Source organism: Nostoc sphaeroides (genome assembly GCF_003443655.1).
In the GTDB taxonomy this organism is placed as follows: Bacteria; Cyanobacteriota; Cyanobacteriia; order Cyanobacteriales; family Nostocaceae; genus Nostoc; species Nostoc sphaeroides.
In genome coordinates this window covers 3,522,598-3,546,789 of sequence record NZ_CP031941.1, presented here as the reverse complement: position 1 = coordinate 3,546,789, position 24,192 = coordinate 3,522,598, and the positions used below count along the sequence as shown (strand labels likewise).

Genomic DNA, 24,192 nt, shown 5'->3' with positions numbered 1-24,192 from the left:
GGTCATTTATCCCTAGTCCCTTGCATACTATTGACACTATCAGGGCTAAAGCCACTGAGATTCTGCGGACAGAGTGAAACTCTCGCTGCGGCCGTCAAACGCCGCTTAAACACTCAAAACAACTACCGACACTACCGATGTTGCAATCGCGTTTACTTTTATGTTTCAACGTTTTCAGAATCCATCACCAAGCCAAATCGCGGTACGCTCTACAACCTGCCATTGTTCACTCTTTCTTGTCATACTGCCATTAGGACTGTAAACCTAACCGTTGTTTCACAGGAGTCGGGATTTCTCCGATACTAGGATGCTTCAACACGTAGATGTTTTTTGTTCTTACTCACAATCTAATTTTAACATAAATAGCACATACCACTGCGATTAAAATCGCTCGTGCCGCTTCCCTAGTAAGGTCTGAAGACGCTGAGTTTCCCGCATCCCGCGAGGTTCTATGACAAATGACAAATGACAAATGACAAATGACAAACCAAATTAAAATTGCTGTTATCGGAGTTGGGCGTTGGGGAGTGCATCTGCTGCGGAATTTCTTAGCACATCCCCAAGTAGATGTAGTTGCTGTAGTAGATCCCCATCCAGAAAGATTAGCGGCGGTAAAGCAGCAATTTAAGTTAGATGAAGATGTAGTATTAACAACGCAGTGGGAAGATTTAAAGAAAGTGCCAGGATTGACAGGAGTGGCGATCGCAACTCCAGCTACCACCCACTATGCTTTAATTAAAGACGCTCTCCAACAGGGATATCATGTTTTAGCTGAAAAACCCCTAACTCTCAACCCAGCAGAATGCCGGGAACTTTGCCAGTTAGCAGAGCAGCATCATTTAATACTCATGGTTGACCACACTTATTTATTTCACCCAGCAGTTGAGCAAGGAAAAACTGTAGTACAAGCGGGTAAATTAGGAGATTTACGCTATGGCTACGCGACGCGCACCCATTTGGGGCCTGTCCGGCAAGATGTTGATGCACTGTGGGACTTAGCTATTCACGATATAGCTATCTTTAACGCATGGCTAGGTCAGACCCCTGTGAAAGTACAGGCAACGGGTATGGTGTGGCTACAGGGAGCAGGGGAGCAGGGGAGCAGGGGAGCAGAGGGCAAGAAAGATACAAATTCTCCTCTGTCTCAAGGTTTAGCTGACCTAGTATGGCTAACACTGACATATCCAGATAACTTTCAAGCTTATATTCATTTGTGCTGGCTGAATCCTGATAAGCAGCGACGGCTGGGAATTGTGGGCAGTCTTGGCAGTTTGATTTTTGATGAGATGTCGCAATCATCACCTCTCACCCTATTACATGGAGAGTTTCAACAGCAGGGCAATCAATTTATTCCTGTAAATCAAAAGCAGGTGGTGCTGGAATTAGAGCCAGGGGAACCATTGGGGCGAGTTTGCTCCTGCTTTGTTGTGTCTGTTCTCAACAATACTCCCTCTGAGGTTTCGTCTGGCTGGGTAGGCACTGAGTTAGTAGAAATTCTTGCTGCTTTAACAGTATCTCTTCAGCAAGGCGGCCAACCTGTTTTTCTTAACAAGGACTCTTAAACGTAACTCTCCTTTGAGATTCAAGTTTCTTCATTTTCATTTAAGTAAGTCGGTGTGAATAATTCAAACTATGTGTTTTTTAATGTAAAATTATTGTAATCCAGTTCGTAGTAAGGACTTCAGTCCTTCTTTTAGGACTAAAGTCCTTACTACAAACATGCAAATTATTTCCGCCGTCCTACTTAAATTGTGGCGAGAATTACCTCTCGGAAGCCCCATTTGCATAAACTTCTGTTTTTGGAAGAGTTACCAAGAGAGTTTGCTGCGGCGAAAGACTAATCTCGTAAGTCTCGTTCCCAAGTAACACCTGGAACTTCGAGGATTTTTCTTTGTCTACATCTGCTTTTACAGATTTGTTGATCCCCAAAGAGTGACTTCTTCCAGACTCCTGTAGGCTAGGGTAGCGGCTTGCTTTTGCCGCATCATTCACAGAGGAAAATCCAAGATCCCCTACATTTTCTTCTTTCTTGAGAACAGGTAACAGCGAGATATCAATCAAGGGTAAGGTAATCTTCAGCGTCGTACCTTGATGAAGCCCTGCGCTCTCAATAGTAATACTACCTCCCATGAGTTCGATTAAGTTCCGTGAAATTGCTAGTCCCAGTCCAGTACCTTCAAACTGGCGGGTGGTTGTACCATTCACCATCACAAAGGGGCGAAATAGTTTGTGCTGTTGAGTGGGATCAATACCTATACCTGTATCTTTGACAGCGATCGCCACCTGAGATTTACCATTACTATGTTGAATTTCTGTCGTAATGGTGATGCTTCCTGTGTCGGTGAACTTAGTGGCGTTGCCGATAACATTAATTAGCACCTGCCTCAATTTTGCCGCATCTGCCTTAATTGGTATAGCTTGGGGATCTAACTTGCATTTCAATTGCAAGCCTTTTTGTTGAACATTGACTGATTGTAAATTAATCACCTCTAACAAGATTTGTCGGAGATCAAGAGGTGTGGTAACTACAGAAAGTTTACCTGCTTCGATTTTAGAAATGTCGAGTAAATCATTAATAATATTTAGCAAATGAAGCGTTGTTTCATCGGCACGTTTGAGAAACTCCATTTCTTCTTCCCGGCTATCACATAAGCCATCTTCAACCAGGCGAATGCAGTTAATAATAGTATGTAATGGGTTTCTCAATTCATGGGAAGTCGTAGCCAAAAACTGGCTTTTAATTTGGTTAGCGCTTTTTGCTTCTTTCCAAGCTATTTCCAGTTCTTCTGACCCAGCTTTGAGCCGTTCTACCATTTGGTCTAATGCTTGGGCCAGTTGATTGAATTCCCGGATTTGAAAATTGTGCGGAACTGGTTGTGCGGCGTGGTGAGAGTGAATATTTAGAGCGTAGTCTCGCAATTCTTCTACAGGACGCGCTAAGTAAGGAGCTAGATATAAGGATGCTAACAAACTTGCACCAATCAAACCAACTGTCAAAACGATGAGAATGAGTTTGATTTCTTCTAAACCAAAAAGCGCATTATGAACACTAGTAACAGCTAAGACTACCCATTTTTGCTGCTGTTGGGTAAGTGGATTTGCAATAGCCGTATAGCCAGCTACTAATTCGTTCCCCTCTGTAAAAGACAAATTTATCGAATCATTTCGTCCGGCAATTGCATGTTTAATTATGCTCTTGACTTGAGAAGCATTTGGGTGCTGATTAATATTAGTTCCCACCCAGTTTGTGAATGGGTGTGCCAAAATTGTGCCATCTTCAGCAATCACTACCATAGCGCCTGTGAGCGATCCCGGCGGATTTCTGGTTTGTTGGTACAATGCAGACTGAATACTTAAGCTGTAAACTAAATTTCTTTGGTTATCGGAGACTGGTGCAGATAATACTACTTGCAGTTGATTTTGTGTGTTTCTTTTTCCAGTTATTCCTGCCGTTGGTGGAAAGATTGTTTTGACATCAATTCCGTCACTAGACAAAGGTAATGTTAACTCTCCTATTGCTTGATCCCCACAGCTACTAGCAATTATTTCCTGGCTTAACAGATTCGTTAATTGGATGCATTCAATACTGGCTGGAAGTTGTTGCTTTAACTGCGTGAGAATTTTTTGCTCTGGTATAGGTGAATCTGACGGAATCACGGTTGTTTTACTTACACTCAGTAAAGTAGCTTTTAAGAGAGCGATCGCATCTCCAATTCTCTCACCTTTACTGATAGCGCTTTCTGTTAAATTTTGACGGGCAGTCCCCAATATGCTAGAGCGTGCCTTATTTAAGGCAACAATCTCGCCTATAAGTAAAACTGGAACGAACAGAAGCAGTATTCTCGTTACTAAAATTCGACGAAAGGAAGATTGGCGGTGATTAGTCATCGAGTGTCTCACTTTGCATCTGCAAACCACAACAGCAAAGATATGTAATTAGATGAGCTAGATGAGACATTTTATTAAATTATCAGAATTTTATTTTCAATGTTTAAAGTTAACAAATTGCTATAATTCAAAAAGAAACGTGGTATACCAAAACTCATATATGCTAGATGCAAAAGGGGTTTGTGTTGCATATAAATACACTGGTGAAGTTGTAAAACAGTAGCTTGCAGGCATGGATTTTTTTGAGAATCTACACACTAGCAAAGAAAATATTCAAATTATCAAATCAATTTAATGTTGCAACATCGTCCTCACACTACAGTTGTTTTAGCAATGAGTGCAGATGGTAAAATAGCAGATTTTAGGCGATCGCCTGCTCGGTTTGGCTCAAAGATGGATAAAGCACACTTAGAAAAACAAATCGCTGCCTCTGATGCGGTTTTATTCGGTGCTGGTACTTTGGCAGCCTACGGAACAACACTTACTATATCAGATCCAACTCAAGTGCAACTTCGGGCGCAAGGAGGGAAGCCTCCGCAGCCAGTTCATATAGTGAGTACACACTCTGCAAACCTCAATCCGGAAATTAAGTTTTTTAAGCAACCAGTTAGACGCTGGCTACTCACGACAACAGCAGGAGAACTTTCATGGAAAGGACGCTTAAGGACGCTTCCTTCTACTCTGGGAACCAAAGTACAGGAATGCCCTCCAGAATTTGAGCAAATTCTGGTTTTTGAAACACCAACGCGAGAAATTGATATTTTCGCAGCTTTAAAGCATCTAGCCACTCTACATATAACACGCTTGGTGGTCTTAGGTGGAGGTGAATTAGTCGCCTCCTTGCTGGGATTAGATTTAATTGATGAATTATGGCTAACTGTGTGTCCGTTGATTTTAGGTGGTAATACTGCACCCACACCCGTAGATGGGAAAGGATTTTTACCCGATTTAGCTCCCAAGCTGCAACTGCTAGAAGTTCATACAGTTGAGCAAGAAGTCTTTTTGCACTATCGCCTGCAACGACCAGCAGATTAGATTACGCTAAGTAAAGTTATTGGGCATTGGGCATTGGGCATGGGCCATTGCGAAGAAATTAATCTCTACTTCCTCATCTCCCCCACTCATAACTCCTGTACAGACGCGATTAATCGCGTCTCTACTCATAACTCCTGTACAGACGCGATTAATCGCGTCTCTACTCAATACTTCCAACTCAATACTCCTAACTCCCCACTCCCCACTCCCTACTCCCTACTTTCTAAGATGGTGGAACAACTTAAGCCTCGCTATTCTGTCGTTTGGACGAACAAAATTGCTGAAGTACCCCAAAATGCCTGGAATGCTTTGGCAATGCCACTCAAAACGCCGTTTTTAGAATGGGAGTGGCTGAACAATCTCGAAACCTCCCATAGCGCTACGGCTAAAACTGGTTGGTTGCCGAATCACTTGACATTGTGGCGAGATAGAACGCTGATTGCTGCTGCGCCACTTTATCTCAAAGGACATAGTTCTGGTGAATTTGTTTTCGATCACCAATGGGCAGAGTTAGCCGATCGCATCGGAGTTCAATATTACCCAAAATTGCTGGGAATGACACCATTTACTCCTGCCGAAGGTTATCGGTTTTTAATTGCCCCAGGAGAAGATGAGGACGAAATCACAGCGATGATGGTGCATGAAATTGACACTTTTTGCGCCAAAAATCGAATTTCTGGGTGTCATTTTCTCTACGTTGATCCCCAATGGCGGCCGATGCTGGAACGGCATGGTTTTACAACTTGGCTACACCACAGCTACGTCTGGGAAAATGCTGGCTTTAAAACTTTTGATGATTACTTGAAAGTTTTCAACGCCAATCAGCGCCGCAATATCAAGCGGGAACGCAAAGCTGTGGAAAAAGCCGGTTTACGATTGCAACCTCTGAGTGGTGATGAAATTCCTCAGTCTTTATTTCCCTTGATGCACCAATTCTATGCTGACACCTGTGATAAGTTTGGCTGGTGGGGTAGCAAGTATCTCACACGGAGGTTTTTTGAGCAGCTATACGCCGATTATCGTCATCGAGTCTTGTTTGTTGCTGCATATAGCGAACAAGATAACTCTCATCCTTTAGGAATGTCCTTTTGTTTGTTTAAAGGTGACAAACTCTATGGACGCTATTGGGGGAGTTTTCAAGAAATAGATTGCTTACATTTTGATGCTTGCTATTATGCGCCAATTGAGTGGGCGATCGCTAACAATATCCAACTTTTTGATCCTGGCGCGGGTGGGCGTCACAAAAAACGCCGTGGTTTCCCCGCTATGCCCAATCACAGTTTGCACCGCTTTTACAATAATCGTTTAGGACAAATTATCCGTCCCTATATTAAGGAAGTGAATCAACTCGAACAGCAGGAAATTGAGGCAATTAATGCAGAGTTGCCATTTAGTAACCGAGATTCTTAAAAGTTTGCCAAGGCAGAGGGGGAACGACGAATTACACTTGATATAGAGTGAAAAAACCCTCAAGAAAGAAAATTTCTTTTTATAATGCTTATGGATTTGATAGTTGAAAATTTAGCTGCAATTGATGATAAACTTTCCCAGCGTCATATTGATCTTGATCCCGGTGGATATTTCATTATTTACTTGGATCGAGATGCAGGGTTAATTTATGCCAAGCATTTTACAAATGTGATTGACGATCGCGGTTTAGCTGTCGATCCCGAAACAGGAAAGGTAATTCCAGCTCGAGAAAAGGTAGAACGCACTCATACGACGGTTTTTAGTGCGAGGACGGCTAAAGAACTTTGCGTGAAAATATTTGAGGAAACTCAGCCCTCTCCTGTAACTCAATTAAATCATGCAGCTTATTTGGGTCGAGAATTTGTTCGGGCTGAGGTAGCTTTAGTCAAAGAGCAAGAGTATGTTCAAGATTAAGGCAATTTTAGATTTTTAATTTTGGATTTTGGATTGAAGGAAAAATCTAAAATCTAAAATCTAAAATTGAACAACTCTTTCATTACCCATCAGATGATGGCTGATTTATCTGATAGATATAGTAAGTCGCCATTGGGATAACGGTGGCGGCAATTAACAATCCTACAACCCAAGCAGTAGCGTTACCTTGATCAGTTTCTCCTGATTTCTTGAAAGTGCCTTCTACCTTTACATTGTCAGTAATTTTGGGTGGCCCTGGATCAGCTTTGCCAGAGAGGACAGCGACAAGGCGATCGCTTGCATCTAGAAATGCCTGATTGTATTTGTTACCATTGCGTAACGGCACACTTACTGTTTCAGTAGCTACACTCTCGGCAATCGAGTCAGTAAGTATTGGCTTGACTTCATCCCCGGTAATAATAGCAGTCCCATTAGTAACCGTATCAATAACTAATAAGGTTTCATTAGCTTGGGCTTCTTTTGTGGGAAACCATTTTTCAAACAGTTCTTTGCTGAAGCTTTCCGGTGTTTCACCGTAATCGAGGCGGCGAACAGTAACAATTCTAACTTTCTTACCTGTTTGCTTTGCCAAATCCTCGAAAGCGCTGTTAATCTTACCTTCATTCAGACGGCTGATGACTTCACCTTGATCTAAAACCCAGGTGTTATTCCCTGCTGTGAGGTTGGGTATTTGATTCACACCTGTGGCAAAAGCAGGTGCGACAAACAGCGAGGCTGCTAAAATAACCGTCACCAAAGGCAGAATTAGCCGGATGAGGTGTTTTTGACTATTAAATACTTGTTTGAAAAGCTGTTTCATCGTGTGATCCCTAAGACATACTTGCACCAAAAATACTACAAAATCACTGCAAAAATCACCTCGTTCCCGGTTTTCTCTAGGATGAAATTTCTCCTACTGCCAGCAGATATAGCAATTCTATTTGATTTGCTCTCCACTCAGAGGCTAAGATCCCCGACTTATAAGTAACTACGCAAAATTAATTACAGTCATTGCGAGCGTTCGCGCAGCGTCTCGTAGAGAAGCGAAGCAATCCCAGCTTTTGCGATTGCTTCATTTCGCTTCGCTGCATTCGCAATGACATTGTGTAATTAATTATGTTTACCTACTTACCAATTCACGAAAATCCTGATACATATAGATCAATACCGTTCAGTTAAGCCCAAAAACCTTGGTAGAGACGCGAAATTTCGCGTGTCTACAGGTTTAAAATCAGTACCAAAAATCTTTAACTGAACTGTATTGACATATAGATTTCTCGTAGGGGCATGGAAAAAGCCCATTGGTGTCAACTTAAGCTAAAACATTCAATTTACCGTCGTTAATGACTCAAGAATGTTTTTATTCAAATTAAACATTTGAATAAATGGTTATAAGTCTTACGCGTTGTCAGGAATCAACCTATTATCTGGATTATCAAATTCTGTTGTTTCCAGATTGAGAGAACAAAACTTTAATACTTGAAAACCACTACTTCATTTGCAAAACCAAGCACAAGTAATTTAGCACGATATATGTGAGCTTTTTAACAATATTTATTGAGATATATCTAGAAAATTTACGTAAGATGAAGCAGTATTAAATCTCCAAAAAGAAAAAGAACTGAACCGTTAACCCTTTACCTTAAAGTTGGGTTGTATCTCCTGTATGACTGCCGATGTTCAGGAAGTGCGCTGGAGGAATTGCAGCAGTTAATATTATATATATGACCATAATTTTAACTAACGACGACGGCATTGATGCCCCCGGTATCCAAGCTCTGCTGAAAGCTGTAAATGGCAAAAATGCTATTATTGCTGCTCCTGTTGATCATCAGTCTGGCTGTGGACATCAAGTTACCACTACTCGTGCCATCAACCTCCAGCGACGTTCTGAGACTGAGTATGCGATCGCAGGCACTCCCGCCGATTGTGTCAGAATTGCAATAACACAAATAATAGCAGATGTCAAATTTGTGCTTTCAGGTATCAACGCTGGGGGAAATTTGGGAGTAGACTCCTACATTTCTGGCACAGTGGCTGCGGTGCGAGAAGCCGCAATGCACGGTATTCCTGGAATTGCCATTTCTCACTATCGCAAAGCCAAGCAGAATTTTGATTGGGATCTGGCCGCCAAATTCACATCTGAAGTAATAGAAGACTTACTCCAGCGTCCCCTAGAACCGGGAAGCTTTTGGAATGTGAACTTGCCGCATCTGCAACCAGGAGAACCAGATCCGAATATCGTGTTTTGCCAAGCCTGTACCAAACCTTTACCTGTAAACTATCGAATTGAAGGCGATAATTTTTATTATGCAGGCGAATATGGCAAACGCGATCGCACTCCTGGTAGCGATGTGGATGTATGTTTTTCCGGCAATATTGCGGTAACTCAGTTAAGGGTTTGACGATTGAATCCATAATCCAAAATGGGTATTAGTCATCTAACGCTTGAATTAAGGACATATTTCAAAGTTTTGAAATATGGTAAAGTTTCAGTAGCACTCAACACTAATTTAAAAAAAAGCAGAAAAATATATTGATACGCAAATTTCCACCCCACAACTCATTGACTAATCTCATCTAGAACATTCAACTTTTATGCACTTACCCCATAAGAGTTGAACTAAAGCAATAGGATATTTAAAGGAAAATCTACAACCATTGAACAATCAACTTTTCATTAAGGAAAAATTACAAGCCACGCTTGAAAAGATTCAAATCAAGAGCGATGGCTCTCCCATTACTGATTTGCAGCTAGATAAAACCTTAGTCGAAGAAATTGAAAAATTGACGACGGAACTAGAGAGTGTCAATCCCAATCTTAATCCTCTTCTCTACGCTACTTCTTTGCTGAATGGAACTTGGCAACTACAATACTCCACTGCTAGAGAAATCCGTACTTTAGTTTCTCTCCCATTAGGATTAAAGCTGGGTAAAGTTTATCAAGTGATTGATGTTGCAAATAAATTGTTTTTCAATCTAGCTAAAGTTAAACATTCTCTGGGGCTAGCATCAGGATATGTGAAAGTGACAGCTAGCTTTGAGCCAGCCAAAGAAGATTTAGAGCCTCCAGCGAACAAACGTATCAACGTTTATTTTGACAAACGCTACCTATCGATTGAGAAGATTGTTGGCATTAATACCCCCCAACTCAACCCATTTAAGGTTGTTCCAGCCAATAATCCTATTAGCAGAAATGCAACACTGGACATTACTTACTTAGATGAAACCTTAAGAATTGGACGTGGAGGAGATGGAAGTTTATTCATTCTTAGTAAATCTGATGATTTACCTGACTTCAACTCCTAAATTTTAAATTGATCGCGCCGCAGAATTAATATGGCACTCTCAATAACGCATCTTTTCACCAAGCTAAAAACAGGTTCTGCGATGGTAGAGCTTAAAACATTAAATTTAAAATTAGGGCATGGTATAGAAGGAGATATTAATGCCGATCCTATAAGTCCAAGGCAAGTTTTAATTGTTAGGTATGAAGATATTTTAGATTTATTAAGCCATTTAAACAAAAGTTTTGTATATATTAAAGATTATCTATGGTAAGATGACACGATTTATTTAGAATAGATATTACTTTGATTTTTATGGTATTTGCAATATTTGGTAGAAAACATGTTTTATTTAATCAAGATGAACCCTGATTTTTGATTTGTTTAGATGTAGCTTCCATAAAATCGATAAAAACTTTTATGAGTTTATGAATTCCCTCACTACCTCCTGCAATTAAGCCTCCTGTCAACAATGCATCTAAACAACGTAAAATAACTACTTGTATTGGATTATCTAAATCAATAACTACAAGTGGCTCGATTGAGCGAATACCTATTGCGCTCATTAAAAGACCGAATAAAAGCGATGTCCATAAAGCAATTATTCGTGTATCAGATTTGTATGCTGTTTTTTGGCGCTCTTTTTCATTTATATCATTAATTTGTGGCTGGAAAATTTTTAATGAGTCTTGTTGGTTTTGTGTAAAATTTTGGATTATTTGCTGCTCTAAACTCATTCCTTCAGGTGGGAGTCCACTGATTTGATTGGATTCTAAATTCGGAAATTGGTTCTGTTGTCCTTCCATAAGTCTTATCTTCTCAGACATTAGAGCCTTTTCTTGCTGAATACTAATATCTAATTGCTCGACGAATGGGCCACGCCAAGTAGTTATAAAAACTTCTAAAGAACGCTCTAGCAATAAAGAAATAAATAAGAGTAATGTGAGTAGCTGGATAATATCATTAACCCCAAATGGTTTTAAAACAAATGGTTTAGATGATAACCAAGTTGACAAAGTTACTACTAGAAAAGTAATAATGATTAAGACAATAAATAGAGGAGATTCTGGAGAAAGCTTTCGCAACGTATCTATACTCCTATTTCACGTCACAATATCTAACACAGCCTGGAGGTGAGAACTACACCTGCTGAGTAATTTAACAACGTTAATTTGATAGAACAGTAAATAATTATTTATTACCCCGCCCTTTTTTCCAGGCGTGTGATATTGTGTATGACTGTAGAAGCGATGTTTTCAGCGAGCTACGCCTACGCACAGGGTAATCGAATGGTTCGTGATAAAACTATTGCTATACAAGCGTTCCAGAAATAAACGCTAGGCTTGAACGCACTTTGCGAAGCGGGGCAAGGGGCGATCGCGTTAAATATGAAAAGGTGCGTTGGACGACACTAGAGCAAGCGTAGCACCAACTAAAAACCCCTCCAAGGTTGAAGGGGTTAAAGTAATTTTTGGTAATGGGATGGTGGTTAGGGGAAGCAGCTTTTCCTTCTTTGTGAAGCATTTTCTGATCAAAGCAACGAGATGATAGTACAGCATTTCATAAATCCGTTAAGAACCTCTGCAATTATGTAGTTAGTAAGATAAGTTGCTGGTATTACCTAATGATGTCATCTGTGACTCGACAGCGTTTAGGTAATCTATATCATTCAAAGCTTGTACTGGTAACTTTTTAGCGTTGACAGCAGCTTTAACCACATCTAGTGCAGTCAGGCTTCCTGTTTGGTATTGAGAAACCAAAGCACTACCACTAGGAATACCTTGTGCTTTCAGGTGACCTTGATAAGCTAGAAATGCAGCATCAAAGGGTTTGAGGTAGCTGACGTTGGTAGCATGAGTGAATAAATTGTTAGAGTTGATAGCTATAGGTTCGCCACTATTGTTAATAGCTGTTTGAGCGCCATTGATTCCAGGTAATAAAGCAATAGAAGTAACAATCAGTACAGAATCAATCAAGGTGGAAAATTTCATAGGATTATCCTTAGTTAGAGTAAAGTGCAATTAGTGTTATTGAGTAATAGAGTCTTATTTTTTATCAGTCTCAACTTCCTGCACTCAGGTAACCTGAGCGGTTGGTTTATTCCTCACCCATTCGGGTGAGCTAATTGAGCGCAAGAACTGAAAAAATAAATCGAGAGCAAAGTTCAAGACAAACTTGAACAGATATATATTTAACTGAGGCAATCTAAAAATTTATGCAGCAACAGAATTTGTACGAGTAATTCTTCTCTCAATAACAGCTTCTCTTCCCGAACTGCCTCAACCAAGAAATTCCTTAACCGAACGGTATTGCTGACTTTTCACGTCATGTGGAAAAGCTAACCATTGACCTAACCCCCTAACCCCCTTAAGAGCTAGCGTTGGGGGAAAATTCAAAGTCTCTCTCCTTAAAGGAAGAGAGAAATAGAAGAGAGGTTTCCAGATACCGTGAAAAGTCAAAACGGTATTGGGGGTAGCCCAACCCAGGCATCGCATTTCTGTACTATATCCTTCAATAGCAGATTTATTGGTTCACTATGATTCAATCTATTTGTATATTCGGATTTACCGAACATACAAATTAGAGTAAACCGTAACTTTTTTTATGTCTAACTTGGGACGGTAATTATCAATTACTTGGTGGTAATAACCGAATTTACAGCAGGTTTAACTTTACATAATATAAATATGTAAGCACCAATTGAAGTGCAAAACTGATTCAACAAAAGCTAATTGATGCGAGGAAGAGTTATGACACTAGTTCGTTGGAACCCTTGGAGAGAAATTGACACTCTACAACGTCAACTCAATAATATATTTGAAGACACCAGAGTAGCATCTGCATTCTTGGACGGAGGCTTGAGCAAAGTTCCTGCTGCTGAAATACAAGAAACCGAAAATGCTATTCATCTGAAGCTAGAACTGCCAGGAATAGAAGCTAAAGACCTGGATGTGCAAGTCACAGAAAATGCTGTTTACGTTAGCGGTGAGCGGAAGTCTGAAACTAAAACTGAAGAAAAAGGCGTTACCAAAAGTGAGTTTCATTACGGTAAATTTGAACGCGTAATTCCTCTATCTGCTCGGATTCAAAATACTAACGTTAAGGCAGATTATAAAGACGGCATATTGAATCTGATACTGCCTAAAACTGAGCAAGAAAAGAATAAAGTTGTCAAAGTTAATTTGGAACAACCTGCTAACTAATAGGTTGCGTTCAGGCGGCTCTACCTCCTTTGCTTGATTGAGATAGCTAAGAGCTTGGTTACGCGAGTGACCAGGCTTTTTTGTCACAATTGTCTGCAATAGGCGCGTAATAAGTAAAGCTAATAGTTGATATCAGCTTTGCTGAAGTAATAAAACTTGATTAAATTTTGTAAAGCATTGTAAAGTACATTCACAGGCAAAAACAAAACCGCCTGATTCATAAATAACTAATCGCACTTATAAAACCATGACAGCAACCTTACAACAGCGCTCAAGCGCCAACGTATGGGATCGATTCTGTGAGTGGATCACCAGCACCAACAACCGTATTTACATCGGTTGGTTCGGCGTAGTAATGATCCCCACCCTCTTAGCCGCTACCGCTTGCTTCGTAATCGCCTTCATCGCCGCACCTCCAGTAGACATTGATGGCATCCGTGAACCTGTTGCAGGTTCCTTAATCTACGGAAACAACATCATCTCCGGTGCAGTAGTACCTTCCTCCAACGCCATCGGCTTGCACTTCTACCCAATTTGGGAAGCAGCATCCCTTGATGAGTGGCTCTACAACGGTGGCCCTTACCAATTGGTAATATTCCACTTCTTGATCGGCGTATTCTGCTACTTAGGTCGTGAATGGGAACTATCCTACCGCTTAGGTATGCGTCCTTGGATTGCGATCGCATATTCTGCTCCAGTCGCAGCAGCAAGTGCAGTATTCTTGGTATACCCCATCGGACAAGGATCATTCTCTGATGGTATGCCCTTAGGTATTTCTGGAACCTTCAACTTCATGATTGTGTTCCAAGCAGAACACAACATCTTGATGCACCCCTTCCACCAATTAGGTGTAGCAGGTGTATTCGGTGGAAGTTTGTTCTCTGCAATGCACGGTTCTCTTGTAACTTCTTCACTAGTTCGTGAAACAACCGAGACTGAATCTCAAAACTACGGTTACAAATTCGGTCAAGAAGAAGAAACCTACAACATCGTTGCAGCCCACGGCTACTTCGGTCGTCTAATCTTCCAATACGCTTCATTCAACAACAGCCGTTCACTGCACTTCTTCTTAGCAGCATGGCCTGTAATCGGCATCTGGTTCACCGCCTTGGGTGTAAGCACAATGGCGTTCAACTTGAACGGTTTCAACTTCAACCAATCCATCATTGATTCAAGCGGTCGCGTCATCAGCACTTGGGCTGATGTAATCAACCGGGCTAACCTGGGTATGGAAGTGATGCACGAGCGCAATGCTCACAACTTCCCCTTAGATTTGGCTGCTGGTGATGTTGCTCCTGTTGCTCTAACTGCTCCTGCTATCAACGGTTAATTCTAAGCTCTAACTAAATCTTAAAGCGCTCTCCCAATCTGGGAGGGCGCTTTTTAGTATCAACAAGAATATTAAAGAACTCGGAAGTACAGTTTTGTAACGGGGATTTAGACCCCGCCTAACATACTTGCGGCTTGTTAGAAGCCGGGGACTTAAACCCGCCGAAGTTTGTTAAGAAAGAAGATAATATTATATTTTGCGATCGCACATGCAAGTAGGAATAGAAGTCAGCTTTCAGGTAACTACAAATAGTGTGATCGAACGTAAGGCAGGACAAGCTAAATCTCGCTTTGAGCAAATTGAAACTTTTCTATTAAAGAGCTTGAGGTGCTTTGTAGTTTTTTAAAAGAATATTTTTTGTAAAAACAAGTAAAGCTACGTAATATATTAAAATTCGGGATAAAGCTAACTTAGTATCTATGGATAAAATTCGGTTTGTAGATTTATTTTCAGGAATAGGGGGTATTAGATTAGCCTTTGAACAGGCGGCTGATTCTTTAAATATAGAAAGTGAATGCGTTTTAAGCAGCGAAATCAATACAGATGCTCAATTAGTTTATGAAAAAAACTTTGGTCAAAAAGCATTAGGTGACATTCGATTAATTGATCAACTACCAGAACATGAATTTTTATTAGCTGGATTTCCTTGTCAGTCTTTTTCTCATGCTGGCAAAAAAGAAGGGTTTGTCGATATACGAGGTACGCTATTTTTTGAGATAACAAGATTACTTGATACCTATAAACCACAAGCTTTTATTTTTGAAAATGTCCGAGGGCTTTATAGTCATGATCAAGGACGAACTTTAGCAACAATTAAGCATGAAATTCAAAAAAGAGGTTATAGTTTTCATGCTTTTTTACTCAACAGTGCAAACTTTAGCTTACCGCAAAACCGTGTCCGCATTTATTTGGTAGGAATTTTAGATGCTTCTCCCACTTTTGAATTGATTTCTGACGTGGGGCCTAAAGACTCGCATTCATATAATCCTCAGCAGTTATCTTTGTTTTACCCACCAAAAAAATCTGTAACTGTCGCTGATATTTTGGAAAGTAATCCAGATGAAAAATATGATTGTTCATCAAGGTTTGTCAATGCGTTGAAACGAATATTTAATAATGATTTAAATCGCTTACATGGGATAAGGCTGATTGATTATCGGGGTGGAAACTCTATTCATTCCTGGGATTTAGGATTGCGTGGTGAGTGTAGTGCCGAGGAAATTGAACTGATGAACCGTTTCATATTAAAGAGACGAAATAAACAATTTGGGCAAGAACAAGATGGAAAATTATTAACTCAAGAGCAAATAGCTAGCTTTTTTGAACATTCCAATTTAGGCGATATTTTGAATTCACTAGTGACAAAAAAATATCTAAAACTTATTAATGATAAATATAAACCTCTGTCGGGTAACTTTTCATTTGAAGTTTATAAGTTTGTAGATCCAAATAAGATTTCGGTAACGTTAGTTGCTAGTGATGCTAATAGATTGGGAGTTTATCACAATCAGAGAGTGCGGCGACTAACTCCGCGAGAAGCTGCAAGGCTGCAAGGTTTTCCTGATAGTTTTATACTTCATCCCAATGACGATAAGGCTTACCATCAACTAGGAAATTCTGTGAGTATTAATGTTGTCAAAGCTGTAGCTCAGGAAGTGATTACAAAAACCTTATATTCTACTCAAGAAAGAAGAGTTAAATCTAAGCTTACACTTGCTAAATCTTTGAATTATGTTCCTTAACTTGTAGTAATAGCTGTTTGAGATTTATTAAGAACAGACTGAATAAATTTCGCTTTGGATTCTGATGCTGTCAGGCTGTTCCACTTTTCTACTGTTGGCTTATATAACCAATGCGCTATCTTCGCTTCCTCAACATACCCTTTTAGTTCAGGGTCAGGCCAAATATGAAGGCGATCCTCACATCCCACTTCTTTTGCTGCTACTTCAATATCATTCCATTGTCTTTTGAAGCATTCTCCCCATGAGCTTTTTGTCATAATAGAACTATTTTTATTCCCTAACACCTCTAAACCACAAATCCCAGAACTACATTTAAAGCTGTACGAATAAGTTCCCAGTATTCTGACTCCAGCACACCCACCAAACCCAAAATACGACTATGGTCAACAGCACGAATTTGCCCAACATCAATAAAACGGTCTTGGTCTAGTCCATTATTTGGTGTTGCTTTGACATTCACAACGTAGGGGGCTTGTTTACTTCCAGGTCGAAATGGCATAACAATTGTCAGCAACCCACACTGATTCATGATGTCATTTTGCACAATCAAACAAGCGCGGATTTTTTTTGCTTCAGCCCCCACTGTTGGATCAAGATTAACCCAACGTATTTCTCCTCGCCGATAAGTTAAATTATTCCCTGGCATTTATGCCATCTCCAGCAACGCTATCCCAGGCAGCAATTTCAACTTGATATTCTGGATCTTCGGCATCCTGCTTGAGGGCTGCAATCATTTCTGCTGCCAAAATTTGGCGGCGGTGTTCTGCCAGCAGTGTATTAATGTATGCACTACGATTTCCCTGTGCATACTGATCTACAAATCGCAGAATGTCTTCTTCTAAGGTAATTGTGACTTTGAGCATCTATAATTAATTTTTAGTATTACTATTTAGTATGATTTTATCATCATACTAAAATTTGCTAAACCTATACACCTAACCTATATAGGCAAATTACAGTAAAGCGTAGACACGTAGTGCCTTGCAGTCAGACATCGCTTTAGTCTATTTTTTTAGCTATAGACATTAAGCGGACAAATATTTTTGGCAATCAATATCAATCTTCTGCCCGCAACAACCAAAAGCCGCTATAAGTCATCCCGGAATCATCGGGTTGAACTAACAAAAAATGCAATCCTCGGCAATGCTTTTTTCGTTGTTCAAATGCTTGGGCTGCTGTTGTAACTTCTGGATCTTCAAATGTGGCAACAATCCATCTATCTACCAAGCCAGCCTCTAATATTAAACCGTCTGGTGCGCCAGATATGTAATTCAAGCCTACGGGACGGGCTTGCTGTAACCACCGCGCTAGGCGCATCGATTGCCGTCCACCATAAATTACTACACCGGGGACGGGCACTGTTGAAGCTAAACCCAAATTGATGGGTTTGCAATGTTCTGGGATGTGCAAAATGGGAATGGGGCGATCGCTAAAACTCGTTTCTACATCACTAGCAGCTAAACTTGCAAAACGCCATTGTTCTCCCCAAAGGTTTTCTGGCAATGGTGCTGGGGGTGGTTTATCCAGCGTTGAGGGATATTGCTTTTCTTGTAACCACTGCTTTAACGCCAAAGTGTGGCGGGTAGGTTCGACATTTATACTTAAATTGCGTCCAGCCGCTTCAATTAAACTTAGTGACTGCGGACGAAACACCTGGATCACATCTGGTAATTTTTCACCAGCAGCTAGCTCAAGTTGAGTAGTAACCCAATTAGAATTTGCTGCTGACTGGAGACAGGTGGCTTCATACTCAAAGCTACGACTTGCGTCACAAATCAACAACTCCCATAAAACTTGTCCAGATGCATCTTGTAAGGGACGACGATAAAAATCAACCTGCCAAATTTTCATAGTGTGGGGAGTGGGATGAGGGAGATGAGGGAGATGAGGGAGATGAGGGGGATGAGGGAGAAATAACCAATACGCCATTCCCCATCCCATGCCCAATGACTAATGACTAATGACTAATTCAAAAAGCCTGAATCCATTCTTTAACAGAATACTCAGTCCAAATGCCATTTTTCCAGTAGGGATCATTTTCGATTAACTGGCGCACAGTGGCTTCGTCTTCGGCTTCGTAAATTCCAAAAACTTTTGTGACATCTTTGGTGGGGCCAATGGTAATCAGCACACCGGATTCTTTTTGTTTTGCTAATCCGTCTAAATGAGCTTGACGGTGAGGGGTGCGTTTTTCTAGAACGTCTTCACAGTAAGTTCCCCAGAGTACATATTTAGTCATAATTGCTTGTTACTCCTACTGGTTAATAAAATATTGCTCTGGCGGTTTCTAAGAGGTTGAATGAACAAGTTTTTCCCTGTGACTTTAGGCACCTTGAGATCCCCCCTAACCCCCCTTAAAAAGCTACCGTGTATACACAAGTCTGAAATAGTTTATCTCACTTGGTTTTCACGTCAGTTTTACCCCACCCTAACCCTCCCCTTGTAAAGGGGAGGGAACAAGATTTTCCGGTTTCCCCCCTTTACAAGGGGGGATTAAGGGGGGTAATTTGACTTGTGTATACACGGTAGCCTTAAAAAGGGGGGAACCGGAATCAAAGTCCCCCAATTTATCGGGGGATTTAGGGGGATCTAAAACTTTTGATACCGATAAGAGGACTTTTCAAACATCCTCTAACCGCCCTTTTAACTCAAGAGCTAGACTCAATTTGTTGCCTCAACCAATTACGAAAACTAGCATGATAAATACTATAGTGGATTTCTGCTGCTATTGATTCTAAATGTAAAAACTCTCGCCACTTGTCTAAAATTACCTTGATTTCATATTCATCTGTATCTAATATTTCGGCGATCGCTTCTATTGATATTGGTTGCTCTTGAACTAAGATATTTAACACCTGCAAAGCTATTGGTTGCTGTTTACTGGTGGCTAAATTCATTTTTTCTAAATGATTTTGGTAATATATCTGTAAATTTTGGGGGTAAATATCCTCAGTAATATCTGCTAAAATTTCTTTAACATACATAAAATTCGTTTCATCATCAAAACCTTGCTCTGTCATGTTGAGCGAAAAGTCTCCGCGATTCTTCTCTTCGCTAACAATAGGCTCAGAATGAGATGATTCATTTAAATAAGTTTTAATATATTCTTGGATATCAGCGCGATTTTGTTCAGGGTAATTTGATAAATCTAAAGATTGGGCTGGTGTTTCAATTAATAATCCTGATTTATCTGCCAAAAAAGGACGACGACTAAGGATAAAATAAACTTTCTCAGGTAGATAACGGGGTAAATAGAAAATATTTGAGCCGCGTGGTTGATTGTTGATATCAATCCTATCGCAGCCATCTATAGTAATGATTAAACGTTGTTTTGGATGCAATCTATCGCTGATTTTTTGTAGTAATAATGATAAAAAACCACTGTCTTCTGTGGTAGAGTTAGAAAAGTTAGCGGTGAGATTTTTAATACCTTGATTTTGGGCGATTTCTATTAATTGAGTGCAAATTGTTGTCAGAAATTCCTCAACGCGATTTTTACCTGGAATTTCGACATTGTAATAAACAACTCCCGGATTTTGACTGACATAATGGGCAAGAATGGCACTTTTACCAATACCAGGAGCGCCGATAATAGTAAAGTAGCCCCGGTCAGATTGATTGAGAAATTTGTTGATAGCAGCAAAGACAAATTCACGACCGACAAAGTTTTGATTTTTAGCGGTAATGATTTGCTGAAATTCTAGGGGATATCTGGGGATATTGATCGGATTTTCAGCAATCGGTTTCATTTTTTAACCCCCTTCTAAATGGAGTAAATGAACACGCCCTGAACTGTCTCCTGCTATAATTGTCAATCCATCTGGAGAAACTGCACAGCAATATATAGGACTATCACCAATAAAAGTAGAGATTTCCTTACCTGTCTGCAAATCCCACACTTTCACAGTGTTGTCATAAGAACCAGAAACGGCTGTTTTTCCATCTGCGGCGATCGCTACTGCTAATACATAGCCGTTATGACCAGTCAGGGTAGAGATTTCCTTACCTGTCTCTAGATTCCACAGTTTCAGGGTCTTGTCATTTGAACCAGAAACGGCTGTTTTTCCATCTGGGGCGATCGCTACTGCTGTTACCGAGTCGTTATGACCAGTCAGGGTAGAGATTTCCTTACCTGTCTCTAGATTCCACAGTTTCAGGGTCTTGTCATTTGAACCAGAAACGGCTGTTTTTCCATCTGGGGCGATCGCTACTGCTGTTACCGAGTCGTTATGACCAGTCAGGGTAGAGATTTCCTTACCTGTCTCTAGATTCCACAGTTTCAGGGTCTTGTCATCTGAACCAGAAACGGCTGTTTTTCCATCTGGGGCGATCGCTACTGCTCTTACCCAGCCGTTATGACCAGTCAGGGTAGAGATTTCCTTACCTGTCTCTAGATTCCACAGTTTCAGGGTGTTGTCAATTGAACCAGAAACGGCTGTTTTTCCATCTGGGGCGATCGCTACTGCTCTTACCCAGCCGTTATGACCAGTCAGGGTAGAGATTTCCTTACCTGTCTCTAGATTCCACAGTTTCAGGGTCTTGTCAATTGAACCAGAAACGGCTGTTTTTCCATCTGGGGCGATCGCTACTGCTCTTACCCAGTCGTTATGACCAGTCAGGGTAGAGATTTCCTTACCTGTCTCTAGATTCCACAGTTTCAGGGTCTTGTCATTTGAACCAGAAACGGCTGTTTTTCCATCTGCGGCGATCGCTACTGCACTTACCGAGTCGTTATGACCAGTCAGGGTAGAGATTTCCTTTCCTGTCTCTAGATTCCACAGTTTCAGGGTCTTGTCATTTGAACCAGAAACGGCTGTTTTTCCATCTGCGGCGATCGCTACTGCTAATACATAGCCGTTATGACCAGTCAGGGTAGAGATTTCCTTACCTGTCTCTAGATTCCACAGTTTCAGGGTCTTGTCATCTGAACCAGAAACGGCTGTTTTTCCATCTGCGGCGATCGCTACTGCTCTTACCGAGTCGTTATGACCAGTCAGGGTAGAGATTTCCTTACCTGTCTCTAGATTCCACAGTTTCAGGGTCTTGTCATCTGAACCAGAAACGGCTGTTTTTCCATCTGGGGCGATCGCTACTGCTCTTACCCAGTCGTTATGACCAGTCAGGGTAGAGATTTCCTTTCCTGTCTCTAGATTCCACAGTTTCAGGGTCTTGTCATCTGAACCAGAAACGGCTGTTTTTCCATCTGGGGCGATCGCTACTGCTCTTACCCAGCCGTTATGACCAGTCAGGGTAGAGATTTCCTTACCTGTCTCTAGATTCCACAGTTTCAGGGTGTTGTCATCTGAACCAGAAACGGCTGTTTTTCCATCTGGGGCGATCGCTACTGCTGTTACCGAGTCGTTATGACCAGTCAGGGTAGAGATTTCCTTACCTGTCTCTAGATTCCACAGTTTCAGGGTGTTGTCATCAGAACCAGAAACGGCTGTTTTTCCATCTGGGGCGATCGCTACTGCTAATACGAAGGAGTTATGACCAGTCAAGGTACGCAGTAGGTTTCCGCCCGGAGTGGTTAAGCTGGCTGTAATGGGGCGAAATCTAGGAGTTTCACTTTTACTTTGTACTGCATCTGCCAAAATTTTCTGAATTTCTAGCTGGGGAAAACTCTGCAATCTTCCCCATAATTGTCCTATTAATTGATTGGGGTCTTGATTCAAAACATGGGCTGATAATTCTAGCGCACGTTGAATTAATTTCAGGATTTTGACTTTTTCGGAGTCTAGTTTTTCATTTGCTTCTAAATTATTTAATATTTCCAAATCTTCAATTAAGAAATAATCTCTAATTAGGGCTTCTACTCCAAAGTTATAATGATTAATTTTATCTTCTAAAAAATCAAACTTAGTCAATATTTCATAATACTGTTTTCTATCTTCGGAAACAAGAGTTTCTAGATTCCCTAGAAACGCTTTTAGTTTTGCAGGACTTTCTTTGTTACGATCAGCAAATTTACCCATATATTTATTTAGCCATCCTACATTTATAGTCTCTAGTAAATTAGTGAGTAAAGATGATCAAAATTACTTAGATTCACGAATTTAGGATCTTATTAATCTCATCATTACGATATAAAAATATATTCATATTTTTTTTAATATCTTCAAATATTTTTCTATTTTCTTTAAGTTCTACTTTTTTTCGTAAAAAGTCTAAAAAACTAGCATGAAAGATGCTGTAGCAAACTTCTTCTTCTATTTTCTGTTCTTTTAAATACTCACACCATCCAGCTAAAATCCTTTCTACTTCCAACTCTTCAACTTCTTTAAATTCTTCTTTTTTCTTAATAATCTCAGTAATTATTTTGCAGGTAGGAGATGTATTACTCTGCATTAGTATAAATAAAACAAATACCTCAATTTCTTTGTTTTTATCTTTCATTTTCATTCTGTCCCAATGACTATTATAATAATCCGTAAGACCTTTTGGAAAGTCACTTAACTTCAAATCATCGTATTCACCATTAGCAATTGCTGGCAATACATAACGCAAATACATGAAATTATTTTCACTTTTTACAACTACCTCTTGAATGAAAATATCATCATAAATCTTGCGCTCTTCAAGCCAATTACTCAACTTATTTTTATCATTTTTATCATTTTCCAAAAACAATTGCAGATATTCTTTTACATCTTCCTGACTTAATATTTGATATTTATGTATTCTTAAATCTAACTCATCGCTATGAGTTTCTGGAGACAAATTTAAACGTTTTGTTTTTTGGTTATAAGGTCTTCTAGTCAGCAAAAAATAGATTCCATCGGGAAGAATTTGTGGTAAATCTAATAGATTACTATTTTCTTTTTGTTTTACTTCATCCAGTGCATCAACAACAATGACAAGTTTTTGTCCTTTTAGTTCTTCACTGGTTTTTTGTAATAAAGTTTGTAAATTATCCGTTTCTGCGTTTTGTAGGGAATAACGCTTAATTAATTGTTGACGAATACTGGCTAAAAACTTTTCTGGTTTGTTGCGTCCTTCTGTGAAAACATTAAAATAACAAGGGCATTTATAACGTAAAACGTATTGAGCAGCGATCGCACTTTTACCCATCCCTGCATCACCAATCACAGTAAAATAACCCTTTTTTTCCTTTTCAACGAAATCTCTAATCGCCTCAAAAACAAAATCACGACCACAAAATAAACGATTTTTGTCATCCATTAAGGCTTTAAATTCTTTAGGATAAACATCTAAATCCCAATCGGGATAAGTTTCGTCTGGAGGAATCAGAAATTTTGCAGATGTACTCTGTTTAGCGACAGAGATAAAAATCTTACCAAATTCCTCTAATTCTGCTGATATATTAATGTTAGCTTTGCGGATCTCAGTATCTAAACCATTACTATCAATAAACTGGCGGATATATTCTACGAATTTAAACGGAATCATCAGGAATTTGGGTAGGGTTGAGTCCTAATTTTGTGAGAATTTTGATAACAGCTTCGTTTTTTTGAGCTTGTTTAATGAACTCTTGACCAGCTTGAGGAGCATATTTTTTAATTAGAGGAATAATTCCTGAAGTAATGGCAGCAAAATCTATCATTTTTATTCCCGAAAATTTATTTTTTTACTAGTAGCATCGGAGCTAACTATATAGTTAATACTGTTGATTAGTAGTATGGATGTAATATTACTTTATTTAATCAACTGGGATTAGTGTTATTAGATGCGATCGCCTCCTCTCCGTCTACCCATACACGATTATCATTATTAAGGATATTTTAAGTATTTTAACTCATTGACAAAAAGCACTTTATCTTAGCCTATCAGCGATGGGCTACGCCTACGCATTTGCTATTTCG

Annotated in this window: 25 protein-coding genes; 11 read left to right on the top strand and 14 right to left on the bottom strand. The window is 39.9% G+C overall.

Translation table 11 applies throughout. The features are described from left to right. Window positions 1-479: 479 nt before the first annotated feature. Window positions 480-1,562, top strand: a complete 1,083-nt coding sequence (locus tag D1367_RS15540) for a Gfo/Idh/MocA family protein (protein ID WP_181984848.1) — start codon at window positions 480-482, stop codon at window positions 1,560-1,562. Window positions 1,563-1,761: 199 nt separating this feature from the next. Here the strand turns inward: D1367_RS15540 and D1367_RS15535 are convergent, their stop codons facing one another. Continuing rightward, the gene (locus D1367_RS15535; RefSeq protein ID WP_118167248.1) at window positions 1,762-3,888 is read right to left on the bottom strand and encodes an ATP-binding protein; all 2,127 of its coding nucleotides are present in this window, start codon (window positions 3,886-3,888) and stop codon (window positions 1,762-1,764) included. A gap of 294 nt (window positions 3,889-4,182) precedes the next feature. Here D1367_RS15535 and D1367_RS15530 point away from each other — a divergent pair, with 294 nt between their 5' ends. The 3 genes from D1367_RS15530 to D1367_RS15520 all read left to right on the top strand — a co-directional run bounded on the left by D1367_RS15530 (window position 4,183) and on the right by D1367_RS15520 (window position 6,807). After that, a complete protein-coding gene (locus D1367_RS15530; protein WP_118167247.1) occupies window positions 4,183-4,923 on the top strand; it encodes a RibD family protein in 741 nt (246 codons plus the stop codon). Window positions 4,924-5,151: 228 nt separating this feature from the next. After that, window positions 5,152-6,333: a GNAT family N-acetyltransferase gene (locus D1367_RS15525; RefSeq protein ID WP_118167246.1), complete on the top strand. Its 1,182-nt coding sequence runs from the start codon at window positions 5,152-5,154 to the stop codon at window positions 6,331-6,333. A 90-nt stretch (window positions 6,334-6,423) separates the two neighbouring features. Further along, entirely contained in the window at window positions 6,424-6,807 is a 384-nt protein-coding gene (locus D1367_RS15520; RefSeq protein WP_118167245.1) for a DUF4346 domain-containing protein, read from the top strand. A gap of 82 nt (window positions 6,808-6,889) precedes the next feature. Here the strand turns inward: D1367_RS15520 and psb32 are convergent, their stop codons facing one another. Further along, the gene (gene psb32 / locus D1367_RS15515; RefSeq protein ID WP_118167244.1) at window positions 6,890-7,627 is read right to left on the bottom strand and encodes a photosystem II repair protein Psb32; all 738 of its coding nucleotides are present in this window, start codon (window positions 7,625-7,627) and stop codon (window positions 6,890-6,892) included. Between the two features lie 904 nt (window positions 7,628-8,531). Here psb32 and surE point away from each other — a divergent pair. The 3 genes from surE to D1367_RS15500 all read left to right on the top strand — a co-directional run bounded on the left by surE (window position 8,532) and on the right by D1367_RS15500 (window position 10,368). After that, a complete protein-coding gene (gene surE, locus D1367_RS15510) occupies window positions 8,532-9,212 on the top strand; it encodes a 5'/3'-nucleotidase SurE (protein WP_118167243.1) in 681 nt (226 codons plus the stop codon). 256 nt (window positions 9,213-9,468) lie between these two features. Beyond that, the gene (locus D1367_RS15505) at window positions 9,469-10,116 is read left to right on the top strand and encodes a PAP/fibrillin family protein (protein WP_118167242.1); all 648 of its coding nucleotides are present in this window, start codon (window positions 9,469-9,471) and stop codon (window positions 10,114-10,116) included. A 30-nt stretch (window positions 10,117-10,146) separates the two neighbouring features. Continuing rightward, window positions 10,147-10,368, top strand: coding sequence for a hypothetical protein (locus D1367_RS15500; protein ID WP_118167241.1), 222 nt, complete (start codon window positions 10,147-10,149; stop codon window positions 10,366-10,368). Between the two features lie 82 nt (window positions 10,369-10,450). Here the strand turns inward: D1367_RS15500 and D1367_RS15495 are convergent, their stop codons facing one another. From D1367_RS15495 to D1367_RS15490, 3 genes are all read right to left on the bottom strand, one after another. After that, window positions 10,451-11,179, bottom strand: a complete 729-nt coding sequence (locus D1367_RS15495) for a hypothetical protein (RefSeq protein WP_118167240.1) — start codon at window positions 11,177-11,179, stop codon at window positions 10,451-10,453. Between the two features lie 226 nt (window positions 11,180-11,405). After that, window positions 11,406-11,618, bottom strand: coding sequence for a hypothetical protein (locus tag D1367_RS30880; protein ID WP_152589917.1), 213 nt, complete (start codon window positions 11,616-11,618; stop codon window positions 11,406-11,408). A 71-nt stretch (window positions 11,619-11,689) separates the two neighbouring features. Then, the gene (locus D1367_RS15490; RefSeq protein ID WP_118167239.1) at window positions 11,690-12,085 is read right to left on the bottom strand and encodes a hypothetical protein; all 396 of its coding nucleotides are present in this window, start codon (window positions 12,083-12,085) and stop codon (window positions 11,690-11,692) included. Between the two features lie 759 nt (window positions 12,086-12,844). On the opposite strand from D1367_RS15490, the gene D1367_RS15480 reads away from it, so the two are divergent. From D1367_RS15480 to dcm, 4 genes are all read left to right on the top strand, one after another. Next, the gene (locus tag D1367_RS15480) at window positions 12,845-13,297 is read left to right on the top strand and encodes an Hsp20/alpha crystallin family protein (protein WP_118167237.1); all 453 of its coding nucleotides are present in this window, start codon (window positions 12,845-12,847) and stop codon (window positions 13,295-13,297) included. 247 nt (window positions 13,298-13,544) lie between these two features. After that, window positions 13,545-14,627, top strand: coding sequence for a photosystem II q(b) protein (gene psbA / locus D1367_RS15475; RefSeq protein ID WP_118167236.1), 1,083 nt, complete (start codon window positions 13,545-13,547; stop codon window positions 14,625-14,627). Window positions 14,628-14,835: 208 nt separating this feature from the next. Continuing rightward, window positions 14,836-14,973, top strand: coding sequence for a hypothetical protein (locus D1367_RS33340; RefSeq protein WP_420819792.1), 138 nt, complete (start codon window positions 14,836-14,838; stop codon window positions 14,971-14,973). Between the two features lie 73 nt (window positions 14,974-15,046). Further along, window positions 15,047-16,369 (top strand): DNA (cytosine-5-)-methyltransferase, encoded by a 1,323-nt coding sequence (dcm, locus tag D1367_RS15465; protein ID WP_118167235.1) that lies wholly within the window; start codon window positions 15,047-15,049, stop codon window positions 16,367-16,369. Here dcm and D1367_RS15460 read toward each other — a convergent pair. The 9 genes from D1367_RS15460 to D1367_RS32240 all read right to left on the bottom strand — a co-directional run bounded on the left by D1367_RS15460 (window position 16,366) and on the right by D1367_RS32240 (window position 23,933). Further along, a complete protein-coding gene (locus D1367_RS15460; RefSeq protein WP_181984847.1) occupies window positions 16,366-16,626 on the bottom strand; it encodes a hypothetical protein in 261 nt (86 codons plus the stop codon). The genes dcm and D1367_RS15460 overlap by 4 nt on opposite strands. Before the next feature lie 29 nt (window positions 16,627-16,655). Next, window positions 16,656-17,015, bottom strand: a complete 360-nt coding sequence (locus D1367_RS15455; protein ID WP_118167234.1) for a type II toxin-antitoxin system PemK/MazF family toxin — start codon at window positions 17,013-17,015, stop codon at window positions 16,656-16,658. Further along, window positions 17,002-17,232, bottom strand: coding sequence for a type II toxin-antitoxin system MazE family antitoxin (mazE, locus tag D1367_RS15450; RefSeq protein ID WP_118167233.1), 231 nt, complete (start codon window positions 17,230-17,232; stop codon window positions 17,002-17,004). Before mazE ends, D1367_RS15455 begins: the two co-directional genes overlap by 14 nt. 193 nt (window positions 17,233-17,425) lie before the next feature. After that, on the bottom strand, window positions 17,426-18,220 hold the full coding sequence (locus D1367_RS15445) for a Tab2/Atab2 family RNA-binding protein (protein ID WP_118167232.1): 795 nt from the start codon (window positions 18,218-18,220) through the stop codon (window positions 17,426-17,428). Window positions 18,221-18,338: 118 nt separating this feature from the next. Next, on the bottom strand, window positions 18,339-18,608 hold the full coding sequence (locus D1367_RS15440; RefSeq protein ID WP_118167231.1) for a YciI family protein: 270 nt from the start codon (window positions 18,606-18,608) through the stop codon (window positions 18,339-18,341). A gap of 409 nt (window positions 18,609-19,017) precedes the next feature. Next, window positions 19,018-20,118: an ATP-binding protein gene (locus D1367_RS15435; RefSeq protein WP_118167230.1), complete on the bottom strand. Its 1,101-nt coding sequence runs from the start codon at window positions 20,116-20,118 to the stop codon at window positions 19,018-19,020. 3 nt (window positions 20,119-20,121) lie between these two features. After that, window positions 20,122-22,344: a WD40 repeat domain-containing protein gene (locus D1367_RS15430; protein ID WP_118167229.1), complete on the bottom strand. Its 2,223-nt coding sequence runs from the start codon at window positions 22,342-22,344 to the stop codon at window positions 20,122-20,124. Window positions 22,345-22,417: 73 nt separating this feature from the next. Continuing rightward, complete coding sequence (locus tag D1367_RS15425) at window positions 22,418-23,779, bottom strand: AAA family ATPase (protein WP_228674860.1); 1,362 nt, start codon at window positions 23,777-23,779, stop codon at window positions 22,418-22,420. Beyond that, complete coding sequence (locus tag D1367_RS32240) at window positions 23,766-23,933, bottom strand: hypothetical protein (RefSeq protein ID WP_228674861.1); 168 nt, start codon at window positions 23,931-23,933, stop codon at window positions 23,766-23,768. The genes D1367_RS15425 and D1367_RS32240 overlap by 14 nt, the downstream gene beginning before the upstream one ends. Between the last annotated feature and the right edge of the window lie 259 nt (window positions 23,934-24,192).

Bases quoted from the DNA above. Each gene is read 5' to 3' on its own strand.
- D1367_RS15540 (WP_181984848.1), top strand. From the start codon at position 480: ATGACAAACCAAATTAAAATTGCTGTTATCGGAGTTGGGCGTTGGGGA.
- D1367_RS15535 (WP_118167248.1), bottom strand. From the start codon at position 3,888: ATGACTAATCACCGCCAATCTTCCTTTCGTCGAATTTTAGTAACGAGA.
- D1367_RS15530 (WP_118167247.1), top strand. From the start codon at position 4,183: ATGTTGCAACATCGTCCTCACACTACAGTTGTTTTAGCAATGAGTGCA.
- D1367_RS15525 (WP_118167246.1), top strand. From the start codon at position 5,152: ATGGTGGAACAACTTAAGCCTCGCTATTCTGTCGTTTGGACGAACAAA.
- D1367_RS15520 (WP_118167245.1), top strand. From the start codon at position 6,424: ATGGATTTGATAGTTGAAAATTTAGCTGCAATTGATGATAAACTTTCC.
- psb32 (WP_118167244.1), bottom strand. From the start codon at position 7,627: ATGAAACAGCTTTTCAAACAAGTATTTAATAGTCAAAAACACCTCATC.
- surE (WP_118167243.1), top strand. From the start codon at position 8,532: ATGACCATAATTTTAACTAACGACGACGGCATTGATGCCCCCGGTATC.
- D1367_RS15500 (WP_118167241.1), top strand. From the start codon at position 10,147: ATGGCACTCTCAATAACGCATCTTTTCACCAAGCTAAAAACAGGTTCT.
- D1367_RS30880 (WP_152589917.1), bottom strand. From the start codon at position 11,618: ATGCTTCACAAAGAAGGAAAAGCTGCTTCCCCTAACCACCATCCCATT.
- D1367_RS15490 (WP_118167239.1), bottom strand. From the start codon at position 12,085: ATGAAATTTTCCACCTTGATTGATTCTGTACTGATTGTTACTTCTATT.
- D1367_RS15480 (WP_118167237.1), top strand. From the start codon at position 12,845: ATGACACTAGTTCGTTGGAACCCTTGGAGAGAAATTGACACTCTACAA.
- psbA (WP_118167236.1), top strand. From the start codon at position 13,545: ATGACAGCAACCTTACAACAGCGCTCAAGCGCCAACGTATGGGATCGA.
- D1367_RS33340 (WP_420819792.1), top strand. From the start codon at position 14,836: ATGCAAGTAGGAATAGAAGTCAGCTTTCAGGTAACTACAAATAGTGTG.
- dcm (WP_118167235.1), top strand. From the start codon at position 15,047: ATGGATAAAATTCGGTTTGTAGATTTATTTTCAGGAATAGGGGGTATT.
- D1367_RS15460 (WP_181984847.1), bottom strand. From the start codon at position 16,626: ATGACAAAAAGCTCATGGGGAGAATGCTTCAAAAGACAATGGAATGAT.
- D1367_RS15455 (WP_118167234.1), bottom strand. From the start codon at position 17,015: ATGCCAGGGAATAATTTAACTTATCGGCGAGGAGAAATACGTTGGGTT.
- mazE (WP_118167233.1), bottom strand. From the start codon at position 17,232: ATGCTCAAAGTCACAATTACCTTAGAAGAAGACATTCTGCGATTTGTA.
- D1367_RS15445 (WP_118167232.1), bottom strand. From the start codon at position 18,220: ATGAAAATTTGGCAGGTTGATTTTTATCGTCGTCCCTTACAAGATGCA.
- D1367_RS15440 (WP_118167231.1), bottom strand. From the start codon at position 18,608: ATGACTAAATATGTACTCTGGGGAACTTACTGTGAAGACGTTCTAGAA.
- D1367_RS15435 (WP_118167230.1), bottom strand. From the start codon at position 20,118: ATGAAACCGATTGCTGAAAATCCGATCAATATCCCCAGATATCCCCTA.
- D1367_RS15430 (WP_118167229.1), bottom strand. From the start codon at position 22,344: ATGGGTAAATTTGCTGATCGTAACAAAGAAAGTCCTGCAAAACTAAAA.
- D1367_RS15425 (WP_228674860.1), bottom strand. From the start codon at position 23,779: ATGATTCCGTTTAAATTCGTAGAATATATCCGCCAGTTTATTGATAGT.
- D1367_RS32240 (WP_228674861.1), bottom strand. From the start codon at position 23,933: ATGATAGATTTTGCTGCCATTACTTCAGGAATTATTCCTCTAATTAAA.